Raw genomic sequence first — 19,599 nt, 5'->3', positions numbered from 1 at the left:
TTTTTTTGCACTCAGGGCTTCCCAGATCAAAAAAAGGTTGGTAAATTGCGGCCCATTCTCGCAGAGCTTGTTACAGAGCTTGAGATACAGGGGCGTCGCCAAGCGGTAAGGCAGCAGGTTTTGATCCTGCCATGCGTTGGTTCGAATCCAGCCGCCCCTGCCATATTCAGAAAAAACGCCAGTCCGAAAGGGCTGGCGTTTTTTTATGCGCGCGATTTGTGGCTGGGGCTGACAGTTGCCTGAGCCGGAGCGGGGGACTGATGTAAACTGCCCGCGCGAAAGTCCCGGCGGGTTATTGGCCGGCGACCCTCAATCTCTCCAGACAAGAGACTTTCATGGCTAATCAAGACCTCAGCTTTACCCCTGATCCGGATGCAGATTCGATTTCCTCCGACGTTGTCGGTTTCAACGGCATTCTGGTTTCGACCCAGATCCCGACCCGCGCCGACGGCAGCCTGGAGCTGGGCGATATCACCCTGCAAAGCGAATGCACCCTGCAGGCGCTGAAAGTGGCGCTGGAGCGGGCCGGCAGTTCGATGGATCGCGTGATGCACCTGACCATCTACCTCACCGACATGGCCGACCGTGCGGCGTTCAACGAAGTCTACAAGCGCTTCTTCGCCAAGCCATGGCCGGTGCGCGCCGCTGTGGGCGTGGCGTCGCTGGCGGTGGAAGGCATGCGCGTGGAAGTCACCGCGATGGCCGCCAAGGCCTGACCGCCCCCTGTAGGAGTGAGCCTGCTCGCGATAGCGGTAAATCAGCCACCATCAACGTTGACTGTGCCACCATCATCGCGAGCAGGCTCACTCCTACAGGAGACTCTCGTGTCGGATTGGAGCGAGGTCATCTGCCACTTGGCAGCACAGGCGTGCCGCTCGGGCGTTTCGCGGCTACAATGCGCGCCTTAACCGTGACAGCCTGACTAAAAAAACTATGTCCTTGCCCAAGCATCATCTGGAACTGCTCAGCCCCGCCCGTGACGTGGCGATTGCCCGCGAGGCGATCCTGCACGGCGCCGACGCCGTGTACATCGGTGGCCCGAGCTTCGGCGCGCGCCACAATGCCTGCAACGAGGTGAGCGAAATTGCCGAGCTGGTGGAGTTTGCCCGCCGTTATCACGCGCGCATTTTCACCACCATCAACACCATCCTGCACGACAACGAACTGGAGCCGGCGCGCAAGCTGATCCACCAGTTGTACGATGCCGGTGTCGACGCGCTGATCGTCCAGGACCTGGGCGTGATGGAACTGGACATTCCGCCGATCGAGCTGCATGCCAGTACCCAGACCGACATCCGCACCCTTGAGCGGGCGAAGTTCCTCGATCAGGCCGGTTTCTCGCAACTGGTACTGGCCCGCGAGCTGAACCTGAAAGAAATTCGTGCCATCGCCGACGAAACCGATGCCGCCATCGAATTCTTCATCCACGGCGCGCTGTGCGTGGCGTTCTCCGGGCAGTGCAACATCTCCCACGCGCAGACCGGGCGCAGCGCCAACCGTGGCGATTGCTCGCAGGCCTGCCGTTTGCCGTACACCCTCAAAGACGAAAAGGGTGGGGTGATCGCCTACGAAAAACACCTGCTGTCGATGAAGGACAACAACCAGAGCGCCAACATTCGCGCGCTGGTCGAAGCCGGTGTGCGTTCGTTCAAGATCGAAGGTCGCTACAAGGACATGGGCTATGTGAAGAACATCACCGCCTATTACCGCCAGCGCCTTGACGACGTCCTCGAAGACCGCCCGGACCTGGCCCGCGCTTCCAGCGGCCGCACCGCGCACTTCTTCCTGCCGGACCCGGAAAAGACCTTCCACCGTGGCAGCACCGACTACTTTGTCACCGATCGCAAGATCGACATCGGCGCGTTCGACTCGCCGACCTTCACCGGCCTGCCAGTGGGCACCGTCGAGAAAGTCGGCAAGCGTGACCTGCAGGTGGTGACGCAGGAACCGCTGTCCAACGGCGATGGCCTCAACGTGCTGGTCAAGCGTGAAGTCGTGGGTTTCCGCGCCAACATCGCCGAGCCAAAGGGCGAGTTCGAAGAAGACGGCGAGAAGCGCTATCGCTATCGCGTCGAGCCGAACGAAATGCCCGAAGGCCTGTACAAGCTGCGGCCGAATCATCCGCTGAACCGCAACCTCGACCACAACTGGCAACAGGCGCTGCAGAAGACCTCTGCCGAGCGTCGTATCGCATTGAGCTGGGTCGCACGTCTGCGTGAAGAACAGCTGGAAGTGACCGCGACCAGTGAAGAGGGGATCAGCGCCAGTGTGACCCTCAACGGTCCGTTCGGTGTGGCCAACAAGCCGGAGCAGGCGCTGGAGCAATTGCAGGATCTGCTCGGTCAGCTCGGTACCACGCAGTACCACGCCACCGACATCAAGCTCGACGCGCCGCAGGCGTTCTTCATCCCGAACTCGCAGCTCAAGGCCTTGCGCCGTGAAGTGATCGAAGCGCTGACCGCTGCTCGCGTCGCCGCACACCCGCGTGGCGGCCGCAAGGCCGAAACCACGCCGCCGCCGGTGTACCCGGAGTCGCACCTGTCGTTCCTGGCCAACGTCTACAACCAGAAGGCCCGCGACTTCTATCACCGTCACGGCGTGAAGCTGATCGATGCGGCCTACGAGGCGCACGAAGAGGCCGGTGAAGTGCCGGTGATGATCACCAAGCACTGCCTGCGTTTCTCGTTCAACCTGTGCCCGAAACAGGCCAAGGGCGTGACCGGAGTGCGCACCAAGGTCGCGCCGATGCAGCTGATCCACGGCGACGAAGTGCTGACCCTGAAGTTCGACTGCAAGCCGTGCGAGATGCACATCATCGGCAAGATGAAGGGCCACATCCTCAACATGCCGCAACCGGGCAGCGTGGTCGGCCACATCAGCCCGGAAGACCTGCTGAAAACCATCCCGCGCGCGCCACACTGAGTGACGGGCGGGCGTGGCGCTACGGTGTCACGCCTGCGCGGGCTCTCGCTCCGCCAGCTCTTCGAGCAGGTCGGCTGACGGCACAAAGAACAACCCCCCGGTGACTGCGGTGCTGAAGTCCAGCAAACGGTCGTAGTTGCCGACGGGTTTGCCGACAAACATGTTCTCCAGCATCTGCTCGATCGGTTCCGGCGAGCGCGCGTAGCCGATGAAATAGGTGCCGAACTCGCCAGCTCCCGGACGACCGAACGGCATGTTGTCGCGCAGGATTTTCTGCTCCTGGCCGTCCTTGGTGATGGTGGTCAGGGCGCTGTGGGAATTGCTCGGTTTCACCTCTTCACCGAGTTCGATGTCGGCCAGTTTGGTGCGGCCGATCACCTTTTCCTGAGCTTCGACGCTCAGCGCATTCCACGCCTCCATCTTGTGCAGGTACTTCTGCACCAGCACATAACTGCCGGATTCGAACGCCGGGTCTTCGTTGCCGATCAGGGTGAAGTGGTCTGCCTTGCGGCCCACCGGGTTCTCGGTGCCATCGACGAAACCGATGATGCTGCGCATGTCGAAGTAGCGGAACCCCTGCACCTCATCCACCACGGTGATCGCGCCATTGAGTGCGCTGCACAACTGGGTCGCCAGTTCGAAACACAGATCCATCTGGTCGGCACGGATGTGCAGCAGGATGTCGCCCGGCGTTGCGACGGCACGACGGCCCTCGACGCCGAACTCGCGGAACGGATGCAGCGACGCCGGGCGCGGGCTGCCGAACAAGGCGTCCCAGGCGTTGGCGCTGAAACCGCAGACACATGACAAGTTGCCGTTGGGCACACGTTTGCCGACCGAGCGGGTGAGGGCGGCGATGTCGCCGCACCAGCCGCGCACCTGACTGGCGGCGTCGCTGCCGGGCAGCAGCGTGGCGACGATGAAAATCGCGCTGCTGGTGATCGGGTTGCAGATCGCTTGTGGCTCGGGGGTATCCATTGATGAGGTCATAGTCGGTTCCATATGCGCGGGGCCAAGGTCGGCGCTCAGTATGAAACCAAAAACGTTTCATCGGTATCTCAGAAGCGACCCAGTCGATAGGCATCCATCGTCGGCACGCCGGAATTGGCCGAGGGAGACGCCAACTGAGCAATCATCTGCGCAGTCACCGCCGCCTGCGTCAGCCCCAAATGCTGATGCCCGAACGCGAGCAGCACTTTACCGTCGCCGACCTTGTCGATGACCGGCAGCGAGTCCGGCAGCGACGGACGAAAGCCCATCCACGGCGTCGCGTCTTCAGCGTTCAAATCACGGCGGAATAAGCCCTTGCTCAAACGGTGTAACTGCCAGGCGCGTTCCATAAACGGCGGGCGCTCCAGACCGGCGAACTCAACGGTGCCGGCCAGGCGCAAGCCGCCGGCCATCGGCGTCATGATGAACTTGCGCTCCAGCGACGTGACGGCGAACGGCAGTCGCTCGTGCTCGTGGGGCAACATCAGGTGATAGCCGCGCTCGGTGTCCAGCGGCACGCGTTTACCGGTCAGCGCAGTGGTGAGCTTCGCCGAATGCGCGCCACAGGCGATCAGCACCTGCCGCGCGGTGAAACGCCCCTGATCGGTGATCAGTGACACGCCATGCGCCTGCAACTGGCCGCCCTGAACCTCCTGCTGAATGAACTGCACGCCGGCCATTTTGGCCGCACTCACCAGTTCGCACACCACCTGATACGGGTCGAGAAAATGCCCGGTGCGCGGGTAGAACAACCCGCCCTGAATCTGTTCGCTGAGCTGCGGCGCGGTGTCCCGCACGGCGCTGGCCGACCAGAAGTCCACGGGCACCTGTTGCTGACGCATGCGAGTCTGCAAGGCGTCGATCGCTTGCCGCGACTCGGCGCGCTCGAACACCAGCAGCGAGCCGTCCTCCTTGAGCAGGTCGGGGCGGGCGATGCTGTGCAGCAGGCGCTTCCAGGCGTCGAGGCTGCTTTCGTTGAGCGCGCGCAGGCCGGCCACGGTGCGCTGAAACGGAGCTGGGCGCAGGTTCAGCAGCAGGCGGCTGAACCACGGCACGGCGCACGGCAGGTACTTCCAGTCCAGGCGCAGCGGCCCCATCGGGTCCATCAGCATCGCTGGCAGACGCTTGAGGATCGACGCATCGGCAATCGGAAACACCTGCTCGGTGGCCAGATGCCCGGCGTTGCCGAACGAGGCGCCATGACCGGGCGGTTGCTTGTCGATGACCACCACCCGTTTACCCTGACGTGCCAGTTGCAGGGCGCAGGCGACACCGATGATGCCGGCGCCGATCACCGCGATATCGGCGTTGTCCGCTGTGAGGTTGTCGGGCATGTTCAGGCTTCCCTCTGACCGTCGAGCAAGCGCCGTAATTGCAGCGGATTCGTCTGTTTCAGCGGCTGCGGCAGCAGGCTGTCGGGGAAATCCTGATAACACACCGGACGCAGGAAACGCAGGATCGCCGCCGTGCCGACCGAGGTGCTGCGCGAATCCGACGTGGCCGGGAACGGCCCGCCATGCACCATCGCGTCACACACTTCGACCCCGGTCGGCCAGCCGTTGACCAGCAGACGTCCGGCCTTGCGCTCCAGTGTCGGCAACAAGGCCCGAGCTTGATCCAGATCGGCGTCATCCAGGTGCAGGGTGGCGGTCAACTGGCCTTCGAGGTGTTCGCAGATCTGACGGATTTCATCGTCGTTGGTGCACTGTACGATCAGTGATGCTGCACCAAAGATTTCACCTTGCAGGCGTGCGTCGGCGAGGAAGTCCTGCGCCTGAGTGACGAACAATTGCGCCTGGCACTGGTTCGGCTCTTCAGTCGCGAGACCGCTCGCTACGTGTTGCGCCTGCGGATGTTCGGCCAACGCGGCGACGGCGCTTGCATAGGCGCGGAAAATCCCCGGCGTGAGCATGGTCTGCGCCGGGCTGCGCTGGACCCCTTCGGCGGCGGTGGCGATGAAACTGTCCAGCGCCGGCCCTTGGTGAGCGATGACCAGCCCGGGATTGGTACAGAACTGCCCGGCACCCTGAGTCAGCGAGGCGACAAAGCCCTGCGCCAACGCCTCACCGCGAGCAGCAAGCGCTGCGGGAAACAGCAACACCGGATTGATCGAACTCATTTCCGCATACACCGGAATCGGTTCGGGCCGTGCCTGCGCCGCTTGGCTCAGGGCGAGGCCGCCACTGCGCGAGCCGGTGAAGCCCACCGCCTTGATGCGCCAATCGCTGACCAATGCAATACCGACTTCGTTGCCGGAACCGAACAGCAGCGAAAACACGCCTTCAGGCAAACCGCATTTTTTCACCGCGCGAGCCAGCGCTTGGCCGACCAGTTCACTGGTGCCGGGATGCGCGCTGTGCGCCTTGACGATCACCGGGCAACCGGCGGCCAATGCCGAAGCGGTGTCGCCGCCCGCCACCGAGAACGCCAGCGGAAAGTTGCTGGCGCCAAACACCGCCACTGGCCCCAGCGCGATCTGCCGCTGGCGCAAATCAGAACGTGGCAGCGGCTGGCGCTGTGGTTGTGATTGATCGACGCGAACGTCCAGCCATTCGCCAGCACGCACTGTGCGGGCAAAGGTGCGCAATTGCCCGCAAGTGCGTCCGCGTTCGCCCTGGATACGGGCGCGAGGCAGGCCGGTTTCGGCCACGGCACGGTCGATCAGCGCATCGCCAAGGGCTTCGATCTCATTGGCGATGGTTTCGAGAAATTCGGCGCGAGCTTTGAGGGAGGTCTCGCGATAACGATCAAAGGCTTGCCACGCCAGTGCGCAGGCCTGTTCGACATGTTCTGCAGTGCCACCGGCATAGGCCGGTTGCAGCACCGCGTCGGTGGCGGGATTGATCGCATGGATCGCTTCACGGCTGCCGGCAATGGCTTGGCCGCCGATCAACATGTGGCCTGTCAGAGTCATGACGCTTCCTTGAAAAACAGGTGAAGCCCCGGTATCACACCGGGGCAGGGGCTGCGGTCAGGCGAGGTTCTGTTCGGCGGACCAGTTTTTGTACCACTGACGGAACAGCGCGTACTGGGTCTCGGCGTAACGACGCTGGGCATCGCTCAAGGCGTCGGTTTCGTTGAAGTGCAGGGCGTATTCGCGGTCGCCGTTGAGCACCATCAGATGCTTGTAATACAGCACCAGGTCGCAGCCTTCGTCGAACGACGACAGCACCGCCAGCGCCGCTTCCAGTTCGCGCGCCAGACGCCGGGCCTTGGCGTCGCCCTTGGCCGCTTGCTTGCTCAGCGCGACCAGTTGCAGCACTTCGCGCGGCAGGGCGTTGCCGATACCGGTGATCGCGCCGGTGGCGTTGCAGTTGACGAAACCGTGCACCACTTGGGTATCGACACCGACCATCAGGGTCACGGCATCGTCCTGCGAGGTGATGTTTTCGGCGGCGTAGCGCAAGTCGGCGCCACCGCCGAACTCCTTGAAGCCGATCAGGTTCGGGTGTTCACGGCGCAGTTCGAAGAACAGCTCGGCGCGGGTGGCGAAGCCGTAGTAGGGACTGTTGTAGATCACCGCCGGCAGGTTCGGCGCGGCGTTGAGGATCGCGGCGAAGTGGGCTTTTTGCGCGGTGGCCGAAGCACCACGGGACAAGACGCGCGGAATCACCATCAGGCCATGGGCGCCGACTTTCGCCGCATGTGCAGCGTGGGACACCGCTTCACGGCTGTTGACCGCGCCAGTGCCGACGATGGTCGGTACCCCGGCGGCCACCAGACGCGCCACGCCTTCCTGACGCTCGGCCTCGGTCAGCAGCGGCCAGTCGCCCATCGAGCCGCAGTAAACCACCGCGCTCATGCCGATATCGATCAGCTCGCGACCCTTGGCCACCAGTGCGTCGAAGTCGGGTTTACGCGCGGCGGTGCACGGGGTCATCAGTGCGGGAATGCAGCCAGTGAAGATGTTATCGCTCATTGTTGTAGCTCCTCGGGACATTCATTCAAGTCGAAAAAAACGGGGCAGGTCAGATGCCCCACGCGAAAGAGTCCTGCTCGTCGATCAGCAGGGTGGCGTCGGCGGTCATGTAGGCGCGGCCGGTAATGAAAGGACGCACGCGTTCGCCATGCCATTCGAAGCGCCCTTCGAACTGGCTGCCGGTGATGCTCGCTTGCGTCCAGACCTGGCCTTCGGCGAGTTTGCCGTCAGCGGCCAGGCAGGCGAGTTTGGCGCTGGTGCCGGTGCCGCAGGGGGAGCGGTCGTAGGCTTTGCCCGGGCACATGACGAAGTTGCGGCTGTCGGCGTGGGCGTCGTCGGCAAACAGTTCGACGTGATCGATCAGTGCGCCGTCCTCACCGTGGATGCCTTGGGCCTCAAGGGCCTTGAGCATCGCCCAGGTGTAATCGGTGAGGGCTTCGACGTTGCTCATCTGCAGGTCCTGGCCGTGTTCGGAAACCAGGAAAAACCAGTTGCCGCCCCAGGCGACGTCGCCGAACACGCGACCGTAGCCGGGCACGTCCACCGGCACCTGTTTGCGGTAGCGCCAGGCCGGGACGTTGCCCAGAGTTACCGCGCCGTCCTCGTGCAGGGTGGCGCTGACCGGGCCGACCGGGGTGTCGATCTTGTGCACGCCCGGTTCGATGCGGCCCAGGTAATGCAGCGAGTTGACCAGGCCGATGGTGCCGTGGCCGCACATGCCGAGGTAACCGGCGTTGTTGAAGAAAATCACCCCGCAGGTGGCATCCGGCGAGACCGGCGCGCAGTACAGCGCACCGACCAGCACGTCGTTGCCACGTGGTTCGAGCAGGCAGGCGCGGCGCCATTGATCGTGGCCTTCGCGCAAGGCATCGCGCTTCTCGGCCATGCTGTTGCCGGGCAGCTCGGGGAAGCCCTTCATCACCAGGCGCGTGGGTTCGCCGCCGGTATGGGAATCGATGATGTGCAGTCGTTTCATGGTTCGTCCCTTGAGTGAAGGTCAGGCGTGAGCAGGGCGCTGGCCCGTTGCCGAATGGGTGGAGGATTCAGCGGCTTCGCTTTCGTCGTCCTCGGTTTCCAGACGAATCAGGCGTGCCGGTACGCCGGTGGCGGCGCCCCAGTAGTAGATGCCCAGCGCGCAGACCGCGACGATCACCGTGTCGAACGGATGGCTGAGCACGCCGATGCCGCCGAAACTGCCGAGCTTGGAGAGGACGATGGTCACGGCGTAGAAGCCGATCAGCCACGCCGACGAGCGCACTTGCTGGCCCAGATTCAGGTGCGCGGTCGGCACCATGCGCCCGCACAGCAGGTAGATGACAAACATCAGGATTTGCAGGCCGAGCAACCACGACACGGTGCCCCAGCCCGACCAGTAGACAATCAGCGCGGCGATGATGAACGACAGCGGCCCAAGCACGCTCATGCCCTTGACCCGGAACGGACGCGGCATGTCCGGCGCATTGCGACGCAGTGCGGCAACCGTCACCGGGGCCACGGCGTAGCTCAATACCAGCGCGGCAGAGACCACGTTGATCAGCGCTTCCCATGACGGGAACGGCAGGGTCCAGAACACCGACAGGCCAAAGGTCAGCCACAGCGCCGGGCGCGGGATGCCGGATTTTTCGTCGATGCGGGTGAAGATCTTGAAGAAGGTCCCGGTCTGCGCCCAGCCGTAGATCACCCGTGGCGTGGCGTTCATGTAGATGTTGCCGCAGCCGCTGGGCGAGATCACCGCATCGGCCACCACCAGATACGCCAGCCAGCCGACACCCAGTGCCAGAGCGATGTCGCGGTACGGCAGGGCCAGTTCCTTGGCGACGCCGGCCCAGCCATTGGCGAGCATTTCGGTCGGGATGCCGCCGAGGAAAGCGGTTTGCAGCAACACGTAAATCGCGGTGGACAGCAGCACCGACAGGATCAGCGCAATCGGGATCGTGCGTTGCGGGTTCTTCACTTCACTGGCCACGGAAATGATCGGCGTCAGGCCCAGATAAGCAAAGATCACCCCACCCGCCGAGACCGCCATTTCAATGCCGGACAGACCGAACGGCGCAAAGCCGTGCACTTCGAAATTGGTCGGTTTGAAGAAGGTGAACAGCACGCCAATCACCAGCAGCGGCACGATGAACTTGAACACGCTGACCAGATTGTTGGCCATGGCGAAGGTCTTCACGCTGCGGTAATTGAGCAGGAAAAACAGGCACAACAACCCGAACTGCACGAACCACCCGAGCACGGTCGGGTCGCTGGAACCGGCCTTGGTCAATTCGGGAAACCACGCCGCCGCATATTGCCGCGAGGCGACCACTTCGATCGCCACCAGACTGGAAAACGCGATCAGCGTGATGAAGCCCATCAGGTAACCGAGCAGCGGGCCGTGGGAGTAAACCGGATAACGCACCACACCGCCGGCACGGGGCAGCGCGGCGCCCAATTCGCAGTAGACGATGCCCAGCAGCAATACGGCGAAACCACCGAGCAGCCAGGAAAAAATCCCTGCCGGGCCGGCGATGGCCGACACGTGACTGGCGGCGAACAACCACCCCGAACCGAAGATCGCCCCCAGCCCGATGAACGTGAGGTCTATCAATGAAAGTTGTTTCTTGAACTTGCCTTGGCCTGTCATAGCGTCGCCTTCTTGTTGGTTGTTGGAGGGGCGTGCAGTGGCGCTACAGTGAACTGATCGGGCGATGGGCGATTGATGTTTTTTGCCGGTGACGATGACGAAATCAGCACAATGGCCAACGGCAAAGGCCCGGCTCGACAGGCTGTCGGCCATGGGGCAATCTGCGTGCAAGTGATAAAACCGAGTGGGGAGTGAGAGGCATGCCGCAGAACGCGTTTGCGATCCTGAGCCAGCACAACGAAGCGAGCCGACCGCAATGCCTCGACGATCTGCTCGCCAGCATGGCGCTGCTGTTGCCGATGCTCGACGTGATTCCCAACGCGGCGATCTTCATCAAGGATCTGCAGGCGCGCTACGTAATGGCCAACCAGACGCTGGTGCAGCGCTGCGGTTTGAAAGACCTGCGACCGTTACTGGGCAAGACCAGCGCCGAAGTGTTTCCGGCGCAATTGGGCCCGGGCTACACCGAGCAGGATCGGCGCGTACTGGAAGAGGGATTTGTGCTGGAGGATCAGCTGGAGCTGCATCTGTACGGCAGCCGCGAACCGGGCTGGTGCCTGACCCACAAGCGTCCGTTGTACGACCGCAACAATCGGATCATTGGCCTGGCGGGAATTTCCGTCGACTTGCAGACCGCCAGCGAAACCCATCCGGCGTATCAGCGACTGGCGGCGGTGGATGAATACATCCGGGCGAACTTCAATCAGCGCGTCAGCCTGAGCGAACTGACGCGCATCGCCGGGATTTCCGTGGCGCAACTGGAGCGTTACTGCAAGCGAGTGTTCCACCTGACGCCGCGGCAGATGATCCAGAAGGTGCGTCTTGAGCACGCGCATCGGCTGTTGCACGGCGACCTGCCGATCACCGAAGTGGCGCTGCAGTGCGGTTATACCGACCACAGCGCGTTCACCCGGCAGTTCAAGGCTTCCACCGGATTCACCCCGCGCCAGTACCGGTTGGCGACGGCGCAGTGAGGCTTGCCCGTCAGGCCTTGACCCAGCGCTGCCGGCTCCACGCACTCAGCGAATCCACGCCCAGCACCAGAATCAGCATCGCCAGAATCACCGTACTCGCCTGCGCTTCCTGAAACAGGCTCAGGCTGACATACAGCATCTGCCCCAAACCGCCGGCACCGACAAAGCCCAGCACGCTGGCCATGCGAATGTTGTTTTCCCAGCGATACAGGCAATACGCGAGCAATTGCGGGGCAAGGTTGGGCAGGGTGCCATAGCAGAAGGCGAGCACCGGGTTGCCGCCCTGCAAACGGATCGCTTCGGCAGGTTCCGGCGGGGTGTTTTCCAGCGCTTCGGCGAACAGCCGGCCGAGCACGCCGGTGGTGTGCAGCGCCAGCGCGAGGGTGCCGGCGTTCGGGCCGAGGCCGGCGGCGAGCACCATCAGCGCCGCCCACACCAGTTCCGGAATCGCCCGCAGGCCGTTGAGCAACAGGCGCGAAGCGCTTTGCAACGGCCAGCCGAAACGCCCGGCCGCGGGCAGCGCGAGGATAATGCCGAACACCGCCGCGAGCAGGGTGCCGAGGGCCGACATGGCGAGGGTTTCCAGCGAGCCCTTGAGGATCGCCTGTAAATGCGTGGCGCTAAGGTCCGGGCTGAGAAAACGCTGCGCGTAGGCACCCATCTGCTTGAGGCTGGTGGCGCTGCCCAGTTCACCGAGGTCGAGTTCGAGGTAACCGAACGAGGCGATGACCGCGACGCCAATGCCAACGATCAGCAACAGATTGATCAGGCGATTCATGTCAGCCTCCAGCGCAGCAGGCGGCTGAGTTGGTCGGCGCCGAGCACCAGAATCAAAAAGGTCAGCAACATGCTCGCCACTTCACCGCTGGCGAACATGCGCAATGACAGGTCGATCTGTTGGCCGAGGCCTCCGGCGCCGACAAATCCCATCACCACCGACGCACGAATCGCGCACTCCCAGCGATACACCGTGTACGACAGCAGCTCGGCCGCGACATTCGGCAGAATCCCGTAGGCGAACGCCGCGAGCCGCCCGCTGCCGGCCTGCATCAAGGCGTGCGCCGGGCGTTGGTCGGTGGATTCGAAAATCTCCGCGTAGACCTTGCCGAGCATGCCGCTGTAGGTGATGGCGATTGCCAGCACACCGGCCGCCGGGCCGAGGCCCACGGCACGCACAAACAGCAGCGCCCAGACAATCTCGGGCACGCTGCGCAAGAAGATCAGCAGCCCGCGCACCGGCCAGCGCAGCAAGCTTCCGACCCGACTGGGAATGCCGCCGCGGGACGCGGCGGACAACGACAGTGCGCGACTGGCAATCAGGCTCGCCGGTACCGCCAGCAGCAGTGCGAGGGCCATGCCGGCGGTGGCGATGGCCAGGGTTTGCAGGGTCGCCTTGAGCAGCAACTGGAGAAAATCGTGGTCATGCGCCGGTGGCCAGAATCCGGAGATGAAGCGGCCCATTTCGGTCTGGCTGTCGCTGTGCAGCAGCACGCCAAGGTCCAGTTCGCTGAGCTGGATGCCCGGCCACAGCAAGGCAAGTGCCAGCAGGGTCAGCAGTAATCGCGGCGCGGCGGCCGGGTCGCGTGAATCGGCCCTCAGCATCGCGGGATCTGCACAATCAGCGGCGCATTGGGCGTCGTCGGGCTTTGCAATTGCTCGTTGGCGTACAGCGTGTCGAGCATCTCGCGGCTGACCTGTTCGGCCGGGCTGTCAAACAGGATCTGGCCGTCGCGCAAACCGATGATGCGCGGAAAGTGCGCCAGCGCCAGTTCCACTGCATGCAGGCTCGCTACCAGCGTGACGTTATGCGTCCGCGCGTGCTGCGAGAGGATCGACAGGGTGTGCCCGGCGAGTACCGGGTCCATCGCCGACACCGGTTCGTCCGCCAGCAGAATCTCCGGTGCCTGATACAGCACCCGGGCAATGCCTACGCGCTGCAATTGGCCGCCGGACAATTGCTGGCAGTAAGCGAAGAGTTTGTCGCCCAGATCCAGTCGTGCCAGGGCCGCACGGGCGCCGGGAATATCCGTCGGGTGCAGCAGATTGAGCAGGCTCTTGCCTAAACTCCACTGGCCGAGTTTGCCGGCCAGCACCGCCGTTACCACGCGCTGGCGCGGCGGCAGCGGTGGGGCTTGATGCACCAGGCCGATGCGCGCACGCAGGCGTTGCCGTTGACGGGCCGAGAGATGCCAGGGACGTTCGCCCAGCACCTCGATTTCACCGCTGCTGGGGCGCAACGCGGTGGCCAGCAGGTTCAACAGACTCGACTTGCCGGCCCCGGAAGGACCGATGATCGCCACCTGCTCGCCGGCGCCAATCTGCAGGTCGATGCCGCGCAGCGCATCGACCCCGTTGGCGTGGTGCAGAGTGCCTTGTTTGAGGCTCAGGGTCATTTCAACAGATCGGCAGCGCGAGCAGCTTCCTCGATACCCTTGTAGTTTTCGGGCTTGGTGTCGATGAAGCGGCTGGCAGCCTGCAGATCAAGAATCTTCTTCTGCTCGGGGTTGGCCGGGTCGAGGTCGAGGAAGGCTTTCTTGATCTTCGCCGCCAGCGCCGGGTCTAGGGTGCCGCGCACGGTCCAGTTGTAATCGAAGTAGGCCGGGGTGGTGGCGAACACGTGGACCTTGCTGGTGTCGACCTTGCCCGCGTCCACCAGTTTCTGCCAGACGCTGGCGTTCAGCACTCCGGCATCGACCTTGCCGGCCTGAACCCAAGCCACGGTGGCATCGTGCGCGCCGGAATAGGCAACGCGGCTGAAATAGGCTTCAGGCTTGATGTTGTCGTTCTTCAGCATGAAGTAACGCGGCATCAGGCTGCCGGAGGTGGACGATACCGAACCAAAGGCAAAGGTCTTGCCTTTGAGGTCGGCCAGGCTCTTCACGTTTGGGTCGGCAGTGATGAACTTGCTGGTGAACTGCGCATCCTGCTCGCGCTGCACCAGCGGGATCACCGGGGTGGTGGCGTCGGTCTTCAGGCGTGCCTGAACGAAAGTGAAACCGCCCAGCCAGGCCATGTCGAGGCGATCGGTCGCCAGCGCTTCAACCACTGCCGGGTAGTCGGCCACCGGAACGAACTGCACTTTCATGCCCAGTTGCTGCTCCAGATAGGCCCCCAGTGGTTCGAATTTGCGCAGCAATTCGGTCGGGGCTTCATCGGGAATTGCACTGACCCGCAACACATCGGCGGCATGCGCCACCAAAGCAGAAAAAGACAGGGCCAGACCAGCAGTCAGTGCCAGGGTTCGTTTGAGCATGGAAATCTCCGTTTCATGAGCGTCGCATTCTAAGCGCCGCGACGCGAGGTGTCGCGATCGGGCGCTCAATCAGGTTAGACGAAACGGCGAGGTTATACGCAGCCGCGCTGTCAAAGGCCAGCAGTGGTGTCCGACGATGTTTTACCCCGGATTACGATCATGGGGTTTCCGGGAGTTTGGCAATCACCTTGATCTCGAACTGAAACCCGGCCAGCCAGGTCACGCCGACCGCAGTAATCGTCGGATACGGTGCGCTGCCCCAGAACTCCGGCACCACTTCCCAGATGGTTTCGAAGGTCGATTGCGGATCAATCATGAACACCGTGACGTCCACCGCATCGGCGAAGCTGCAACCGGCGGCATCGAGGATCGCATTGAGGTTATTGAACGCCAGGCGCACCTGGTTCTGCAGATCCGGCTCGGGCGAACCATCTACACGGCTGCCGACTTGCCCCGAGACAAACAGAAAACCGTTGGAACGAATCGCTGGCGAATAACGATGGCGCTCGTAAAGCGCATGGCGGGCTGGCGGGAAAACGACGTCGCGCTGGGTCATGGGTGTCTCCATCATTGTTTGGTGGTTGCTGATGGAGTGACTGTAGGGGCTTGCGCAGTGGCGATAAACGCGCAAGCTTGGCGTTCACTGTTTGCAGATTCCAAACAATCCGAGGGCGCAAAGTGGACCGTTTCGATGCAATGCAGGCGTTCGCCCGGGTGGTCGAGGCGGGCAGTTTCACCAAGGCTGCCGAGACCTTGCACATGAGCAAGACCACCGTGACCCAACTCGTGCAGCAACTGGAAGCCCGGCTGCGGGTCAGGTTGCTCAACCGCACCACGCGCAAGGTCAACGTCACTGCCGATGGCGCAATCTATTACGAGCGGGTCATTAGGTTGTTGGCCGATATGGACGACGCCGAAACCAGTCTGTCCGGCGCCTCGGCATTGCCCAGAGGACGCTTGCGCGTAGATGTGCCGAGCCCGCTGGCGAGGCTGATTCTGGTGCCGGCATTGCCTGAGTTTCATGCGCGGTATCCGGACATTCAGATCGACATGGGTGTCAGCGACCGCATCGTCGACATCATCGATGAGAACGTCGATTGCGTGGTGCGCGGCGGCGAACTGCTTGATCAGTCACTGATGGCGCGGCGGGTGGCCGATCTTCAGCTCGGGGTTTTCGCCGCGCCGGATTATCTGGCCCGCGCTGGCACGCCGCAGCATCCACGCGAGCTGGAGGACTCGCATCATCGGGTGGTCGGATTTCTCTGGGCGCGCACCGGCAAACCCGTGCCTTACGCCTTGCACAATGGCAGCGAACACCTGCAGATCAAGGGCCGCCACGTGCTCGCCGTCGATGACGGCAACGCTTACCTTGCGGCAGGTCTGGCCGGCATGGGCGTGCTGTGGTTACCCAGGTACATGTCGCACGCGCATCAGACTCGGGGTGAGTTGGTGCCGCTGTTCGAGGACTGGCAACTCGAGCCGATGCCGCTCTACGTGGCGTACCCGCCGAACCGGCATATCAGCCAAAAGCTAAGGGTATTTATCAATTGGATCGTGGAATTGATGGCGCACCATGGCAATGGCCCGGAACTTGCTGAGCCGCGCTCCGGGACTGTCAAATAACTAACGAATAACGCCAACCATGACAGTCGCTTGCTCTGGATGCACCGCTATTCACTCAAGGAGCGTCACCCGTCATGAATATGTATATCGATATTGTCGGTGCGTGCAATTTAAGCTGCCCTTCGTGCCCGATGGGCAACTCGGAAAACGTCAACTTCAAGAAAGCCATGCAAGTCGACATGTTCCGCAAGATCGTCGAGAAGGCCCGCAACGAAGGGGTCGAGACGATCTTTCTGTACAACTGGACCGAGCCGTTGATCCATCCGCGAATCGGTGAGTTTGTCGAGATCATCAATGCCGCCGGTTTGCAGAGCGGTATCAGCTCCAACTTGAACCTGGCCAAGAACATGGAAACCGCCATGCTGGCCAACCCGTGGTTCTTCCGTATTTCGTTGTCCGGGTTTTACCAGGAGACTTACCAGCAGGGGCACGTGGGCGGCGACATTGAAGTGGTCAAGGCCAACATGATCAAACTGCATGAACTCAAGCAGCAACATGGCTTGAGTACGCGCATCGAGGTTTACTACCACCGTTATCTGGACAACATGGAAGAAGAAGGGCTGATGCGCGAATTCAGCCAGAGTCTGGGTTTCGAGTTCTCCACTGGGTATTCAGTGATGATGCCGCTGGAGAAAACGCTGGCGCTGATCGAGCGCGACCCTTCGGTGACAGATACCGATCATGAAACCCTGAAAAGGCTGGCGCTGCCGCCCTTCGACGATCTGGTCAATCTGGTCCGTCAGTATCCCAAGCAGGCGTGCTCGCTCAAGGATGACTGGCTGGTGCTCGACTGCAACGGCAATACCGTTTTGTGCTGTTCCGTTTTCAATCAGACCGAATACCAGGTCGGCAAGTATCTGGATATGCCTCTGGCGCAATTGACCGGCCTGAAGTCCACCCAGAAAAATTGCGTCGACATGTGCAATCGCTGCGCAAAAAACGGCTTGCACATCTACTCGACGCAATCCAATCGGGGGCCGCTGGAAAGCCATGCGGTCAACCGCATTATCGACTTCCAGCGGCGCACGATCATGGGGCTGCCGGTCGAAAGCGAAAAGCTTGGGCGAACCGGTGAAGTCAGTGCGGATAACTTCGACGAAGCGCAATACCTGCATATGAACCAGGACGTCAAAAACGCGATTTCCACGGGCGCGTTCACCAGCGGTTATCAGCATTACGTGCTGTTCGGTCGTCTGGAAGGCCGGCTCGGTGCGGGTTATCTCACGGTCGTCTGATCGTGCGGATCAGGTCCCGCCAGTTGGTTTGAAAGCCATTCACTGAAGCATCGCGCCATCGGGTCATTCTCGCTGTCGCGATGCGTCAGCAGCGCCCAGTTCGGGCCACGAATGGTTTGCTCCACCAAGGGCTGCAACAGCCCGTTTTCCTGCGCCTGATGGCTGAGCAACTGACTGACCAGCGCAATCCCCAGCCCTGCCGCAGCGGCATCGAGCAACAAGCCCGGATCGGAAAAATTCAGCCCCTGATCCTGTTGCCCGACATCGACGCCGGCCTCCACCGCCCAGTGGCTCCAGTCCATTTCACGCTCACCGTGCAGGGTCGTGCGTTGCGCGGCGGGCTGCGCCAAAACGCTGGGATGACACGCCGGAAACAGGCGGTCGGCATGCAGCACCTTGAAGCTGCATTCAGCCTGGGAGCTGATGTCGTCGCGCACCGCCAGATCGATGGTTTGCGTGGCCATGTCCGGTACTTCATCGGTGCTGAAAATCCACAAATCGACTTGCGGATGCTGGCGCCGAAAATCCGCCAGACGCGGCAGCAACCAGTGCCGGGCAAACGCCGGCGTGGTGTTGAGCACCAGTTGATTGGGCTTCTGATATTGCCCCAGACGCCGGATGCCGACCGCCAGTTGCTGCAGCATCGCCTGGGTGGTGCTGAGCAGATCGTGGCCGGCATCGGTCAGCGCGACACTGCGACCGTTGCGAAAGAACAGCGGCTGTTCGAGGTACGCTTCGAGGCTGCGAATCTGCTGGCTGATCGCCGACTGAGTGAGGCTCAACTCATCGGCCGCCTTGTGAAAACTGCCGAGGCGCGCAGCCGCTTCGAAGCCGCGCAGGGAGCTGAGCGGCGGCCAGTGCTTGAGCATATCGATAAGTTCCTCTAATCAGTTGTGCGCTAAATCCATCGTTTGTTGCTGCGATTTCAGCGCCGTAGCATTCACCTCACGCCAAATCCCGGCAATTTCCATTGAATACAATGGCTTAATCGAGAGGTGCTTGTCATGCCGCGCAACGAGAATAACAACAACGCTTGGATGATGCCTGCCGAATGGGTGACGCATGCCGCGACGTGGATGGTCTGGCCGCATAACCAGGCGCTGTGGGAGTCGGGCTGGCGCGTGACTCTGCCGCTGGTGCAGGAGGATTTCGCCCGGGTCGCCAACGCCATCGCGCGATTCGAGCCGGTGAAAATGGTCGTTGATCCCTCGGCGGTAGCGAGCGCCAAAGCCCTGTGCGGGCCGAACATTGAGCTGATTCCGCTGGCGGTTAACGACAGCTGGTGCCGCGACTCCGGCCCGAGCTTTGTCTGCCACCCGCAACAAGGGCTGGCCGGTGTCAGTTGGCGCTTCAACGCCTGGGGCGGCAAGTCGGCGCACGACCTGGACGAAAGCCTGGCGCGGCGCGTACTCAATCATCTGGGGCTGGAATGCTTCGGCACGCCGCTGGGCAACGAGGGCGGGGCGATTCATGTCGACGGCGAGGGCACGCTGATCACCACCGAGTCGGTGCTGCTCAACCCCAATCGCAACCCGGGCATTGGCAAGGCCGAGATGGAAGACATCTTCAGCCGCTTGCTCGGCGTGAAGAAAACCATCTGGCTGCCGGGCGATCCGGATTACGTCACCGGCGACATGACTGACGGTCACGTTGATGGCGTCTGCGCCTTCGCCCGTCCCGGCGTGTTGCTGGTGGATGCGACCCACGACCAAAGCTCGGTGTACGCCGAAGTGGTCCGCGAAAACCGTCGTGCGCTGGAGTTGGCGACCGACGCCGAAGGGCGCAAGTTCGAGCTGATTGAACTGTTTGAAGCCAGCGAAGCGGTGGACAGCGACGCCGAAGTGTTCTGCGCCTCGTACACCAATTTCTACATCGCCAACGGCGCGATCATCATGCCGGCCTACGGCATCGAGGCCGACGAGGTGGCGGCCAAAGTGCTGGCGCAGGCGTTCCCCGGACGCGAAGTGGTGCCGGTGCGCATCAATCATCTGGCTCATGGCGGCGGCGGGGTGCATTGCATCACTCAGCAGCAACCGGCCTGGCCGGTGGAGGGTTGA

The 19,599-nt window shown here is 62.4% G+C and carries 18 protein-coding genes and 1 tRNA gene; 7 read left to right on the top strand and 12 right to left on the bottom strand.

Features of this window, described 5'->3' with window-relative positions; translation table 11 throughout:
- The first annotated feature begins 88 nt into the window (after nucleotides 1-88).
- The 3 genes from QRN61_RS23810 to QRN61_RS23800 all read left to right on the top strand — a co-directional run bounded on the left by QRN61_RS23810 (nucleotide 89) and on the right by QRN61_RS23800 (nucleotide 2,922).
- Nucleotides 89-163 (top strand) — tRNA-Gln (locus QRN61_RS23810).
- Between the two features lie 172 nt (nucleotides 164-335).
- Nucleotides 336-716, top strand: coding sequence for a RidA family protein (locus QRN61_RS23805; protein WP_003224376.1), 381 nt, complete (start codon nucleotides 336-338; stop codon nucleotides 714-716).
- Nucleotides 717-933: 217 nt separating this feature from the next.
- A complete protein-coding gene (locus tag QRN61_RS23800) occupies nucleotides 934-2,922 on the top strand; it encodes a peptidase U32 family protein (protein ID WP_115990005.1) in 1,989 nt (662 codons plus the stop codon).
- A gap of 27 nt (nucleotides 2,923-2,949) precedes the next feature.
- Here QRN61_RS23800 and QRN61_RS23795 read toward each other — a convergent pair whose 3' ends face one another.
- From QRN61_RS23795 to QRN61_RS23770, 6 genes are all read right to left on the bottom strand, one after another.
- On the bottom strand, nucleotides 2,950-3,912 hold the full coding sequence (locus QRN61_RS23795) for a Dyp-type peroxidase (protein WP_285375781.1): 963 nt from the start codon (nucleotides 3,910-3,912) through the stop codon (nucleotides 2,950-2,952).
- Between the two features lie 68 nt (nucleotides 3,913-3,980).
- A complete protein-coding gene (locus tag QRN61_RS23790) occupies nucleotides 3,981-5,246 on the bottom strand; it encodes an NAD(P)/FAD-dependent oxidoreductase (RefSeq protein ID WP_285375780.1) in 1,266 nt (421 codons plus the stop codon).
- A 2-nt stretch (nucleotides 5,247-5,248) separates the two neighbouring features.
- Complete coding sequence (locus tag QRN61_RS23785; protein WP_285375779.1) at nucleotides 5,249-6,826, bottom strand: aldehyde dehydrogenase (NADP(+)); 1,578 nt, start codon at nucleotides 6,824-6,826, stop codon at nucleotides 5,249-5,251.
- Between the two features lie 57 nt (nucleotides 6,827-6,883).
- Nucleotides 6,884-7,831 carry a dihydrodipicolinate synthase family protein gene (locus QRN61_RS23780; protein ID WP_041072540.1) on the bottom strand — a complete coding sequence of 316 codons (948 nt, stop codon included), beginning with the start codon at nucleotides 7,829-7,831 and terminating at the stop codon, nucleotides 6,884-6,886.
- A 49-nt stretch (nucleotides 7,832-7,880) separates the two neighbouring features.
- Nucleotides 7,881-8,807 carry a 4-hydroxyproline epimerase gene (locus QRN61_RS23775; protein ID WP_285375777.1) on the bottom strand — a complete coding sequence of 309 codons (927 nt, stop codon included), beginning with the start codon at nucleotides 8,805-8,807 and terminating at the stop codon, nucleotides 7,881-7,883.
- A 21-nt stretch (nucleotides 8,808-8,828) separates the two neighbouring features.
- A complete protein-coding gene (locus tag QRN61_RS23770) occupies nucleotides 8,829-10,457 on the bottom strand; it encodes an APC family permease (protein WP_027613819.1) in 1,629 nt (542 codons plus the stop codon).
- A 200-nt stretch (nucleotides 10,458-10,657) separates the two neighbouring features.
- On the opposite strand from QRN61_RS23770, the gene QRN61_RS23765 reads away from it, so the two are divergent.
- Nucleotides 10,658-11,431 carry an AraC family transcriptional regulator gene (locus QRN61_RS23765; RefSeq protein WP_183785318.1) on the top strand — a complete coding sequence of 258 codons (774 nt, stop codon included), beginning with the start codon at nucleotides 10,658-10,660 and terminating at the stop codon, nucleotides 11,429-11,431.
- 10 nt (nucleotides 11,432-11,441) lie between these two features.
- Here QRN61_RS23765 and phnE read toward each other — a convergent pair whose 3' ends face one another.
- The 5 genes from phnE to QRN61_RS23740 all read right to left on the bottom strand — a co-directional run bounded on the left by phnE (nucleotide 11,442) and on the right by QRN61_RS23740 (nucleotide 15,240).
- Nucleotides 11,442-12,209, bottom strand: coding sequence for a phosphonate ABC transporter, permease protein PhnE (gene phnE / locus QRN61_RS23760; RefSeq protein ID WP_285375773.1), 768 nt, complete (start codon nucleotides 12,207-12,209; stop codon nucleotides 11,442-11,444).
- Nucleotides 12,206-13,033, bottom strand: coding sequence for a PhnE/PtxC family ABC transporter permease (locus QRN61_RS23755; protein WP_103370548.1), 828 nt, complete (start codon nucleotides 13,031-13,033; stop codon nucleotides 12,206-12,208). The genes phnE and QRN61_RS23755 overlap by 4 nt, the downstream gene beginning before the upstream one ends.
- Nucleotides 13,027-13,824 (bottom strand): phosphonate ABC transporter ATP-binding protein, encoded by a 798-nt coding sequence (locus tag QRN61_RS23750; protein WP_103367576.1) that lies wholly within the window; start codon nucleotides 13,822-13,824, stop codon nucleotides 13,027-13,029. Before QRN61_RS23750 ends, QRN61_RS23755 begins: the two co-directional genes overlap by 7 nt.
- Nucleotides 13,821-14,684, bottom strand: a complete 864-nt coding sequence (locus QRN61_RS23745) for a putative selenate ABC transporter substrate-binding protein (RefSeq protein ID WP_041072554.1) — start codon at nucleotides 14,682-14,684, stop codon at nucleotides 13,821-13,823. Before QRN61_RS23745 ends, QRN61_RS23750 begins: the two co-directional genes overlap by 4 nt.
- Before the next feature lie 157 nt (nucleotides 14,685-14,841).
- Nucleotides 14,842-15,240 (bottom strand): RidA family protein, encoded by a 399-nt coding sequence (locus QRN61_RS23740; protein WP_285375766.1) that lies wholly within the window; start codon nucleotides 15,238-15,240, stop codon nucleotides 14,842-14,844.
- A gap of 122 nt (nucleotides 15,241-15,362) precedes the next feature.
- Between QRN61_RS23740 and QRN61_RS23735 the strand changes: the two genes are divergently transcribed.
- A complete protein-coding gene (locus QRN61_RS23735; protein WP_285375764.1) occupies nucleotides 15,363-16,307 on the top strand; it encodes a LysR family transcriptional regulator in 945 nt (314 codons plus the stop codon).
- Between the two features lie 74 nt (nucleotides 16,308-16,381).
- Entirely contained in the window at nucleotides 16,382-17,542 is a 1,161-nt protein-coding gene (locus QRN61_RS23730; RefSeq protein ID WP_097089983.1) for a radical SAM protein, read from the top strand.
- Here the strand turns inward: QRN61_RS23730 and QRN61_RS23725 are convergent.
- The gene (locus QRN61_RS23725; RefSeq protein WP_285375761.1) at nucleotides 17,524-18,411 is read right to left on the bottom strand and encodes a LysR substrate-binding domain-containing protein; all 888 of its coding nucleotides are present in this window, start codon (nucleotides 18,409-18,411) and stop codon (nucleotides 17,524-17,526) included. The two genes, QRN61_RS23730 and QRN61_RS23725, sit on opposite strands and share 19 nt — an antisense overlap.
- Nucleotides 18,412-18,546: 135 nt before the next feature.
- On the opposite strand from QRN61_RS23725, the gene QRN61_RS23720 reads away from it, so the two are divergent.
- A complete protein-coding gene (locus QRN61_RS23720; protein ID WP_285375758.1) occupies nucleotides 18,547-19,599 on the top strand; it encodes an agmatine deiminase family protein in 1,053 nt (350 codons plus the stop codon).

This window comes from Pseudomonas sp. lyk4-TYG-107, assembly GCF_030209055.1.
GTDB lineage: Bacteria > Pseudomonadota > Gammaproteobacteria > Pseudomonadales > Pseudomonadaceae > Aquipseudomonas > Aquipseudomonas putida_A.
Note: the sequence above shows the minus strand (reverse complement) of the source record. Positions and strands in the feature narration are given on the sequence as shown.

Excerpts from the sequence above, each read along its gene's own strand:
- QRN61_RS23805 (WP_003224376.1), top strand. The coding sequence starts at position 336 with ATGGCTAATCAAGACCTCAGCTTTACCCCTGATCCGGATGCAGATTCG.
- QRN61_RS23800 (WP_115990005.1), top strand. The coding sequence starts at position 934 with ATGTCCTTGCCCAAGCATCATCTGGAACTGCTCAGCCCCGCCCGTGAC.
- QRN61_RS23795 (WP_285375781.1), bottom strand. The coding sequence starts at position 3,912 with ATGACCTCATCAATGGATACCCCCGAGCCACAAGCGATCTGCAACCCG.
- QRN61_RS23790 (WP_285375780.1), bottom strand. The coding sequence starts at position 5,246 with ATGCCCGACAACCTCACAGCGGACAACGCCGATATCGCGGTGATCGGC.
- QRN61_RS23785 (WP_285375779.1), bottom strand. The coding sequence starts at position 6,826 with ATGACTCTGACAGGCCACATGTTGATCGGCGGCCAAGCCATTGCCGGC.
- QRN61_RS23780 (WP_041072540.1), bottom strand. The coding sequence starts at position 7,831 with ATGAGCGATAACATCTTCACTGGCTGCATTCCCGCACTGATGACCCCG.
- QRN61_RS23775 (WP_285375777.1), bottom strand. The coding sequence starts at position 8,807 with ATGAAACGACTGCACATCATCGATTCCCATACCGGCGGCGAACCCACG.
- QRN61_RS23770 (WP_027613819.1), bottom strand. The coding sequence starts at position 10,457 with ATGACAGGCCAAGGCAAGTTCAAGAAACAACTTTCATTGATAGACCTC.
- QRN61_RS23765 (WP_183785318.1), top strand. The coding sequence starts at position 10,658 with ATGCCGCAGAACGCGTTTGCGATCCTGAGCCAGCACAACGAAGCGAGC.
- phnE (WP_285375773.1), bottom strand. The coding sequence starts at position 12,209 with ATGAATCGCCTGATCAATCTGTTGCTGATCGTTGGCATTGGCGTCGCG.
- QRN61_RS23755 (WP_103370548.1), bottom strand. The coding sequence starts at position 13,033 with ATGCTGAGGGCCGATTCACGCGACCCGGCCGCCGCGCCGCGATTACTG.
- QRN61_RS23750 (WP_103367576.1), bottom strand. The coding sequence starts at position 13,824 with ATGACCCTGAGCCTCAAACAAGGCACTCTGCACCACGCCAACGGGGTC.
- QRN61_RS23745 (WP_041072554.1), bottom strand. The coding sequence starts at position 14,684 with ATGCTCAAACGAACCCTGGCACTGACTGCTGGTCTGGCCCTGTCTTTT.
- QRN61_RS23740 (WP_285375766.1), bottom strand. The coding sequence starts at position 15,240 with ATGACCCAGCGCGACGTCGTTTTCCCGCCAGCCCGCCATGCGCTTTAC.
- QRN61_RS23730 (WP_097089983.1), top strand. The coding sequence starts at position 16,382 with ATGAATATGTATATCGATATTGTCGGTGCGTGCAATTTAAGCTGCCCT.
- QRN61_RS23725 (WP_285375761.1), bottom strand. The coding sequence starts at position 18,411 with ATGCTCAAGCACTGGCCGCCGCTCAGCTCCCTGCGCGGCTTCGAAGCG.
- QRN61_RS23720 (WP_285375758.1), top strand. The coding sequence starts at position 18,547 with ATGCCGCGCAACGAGAATAACAACAACGCTTGGATGATGCCTGCCGAA.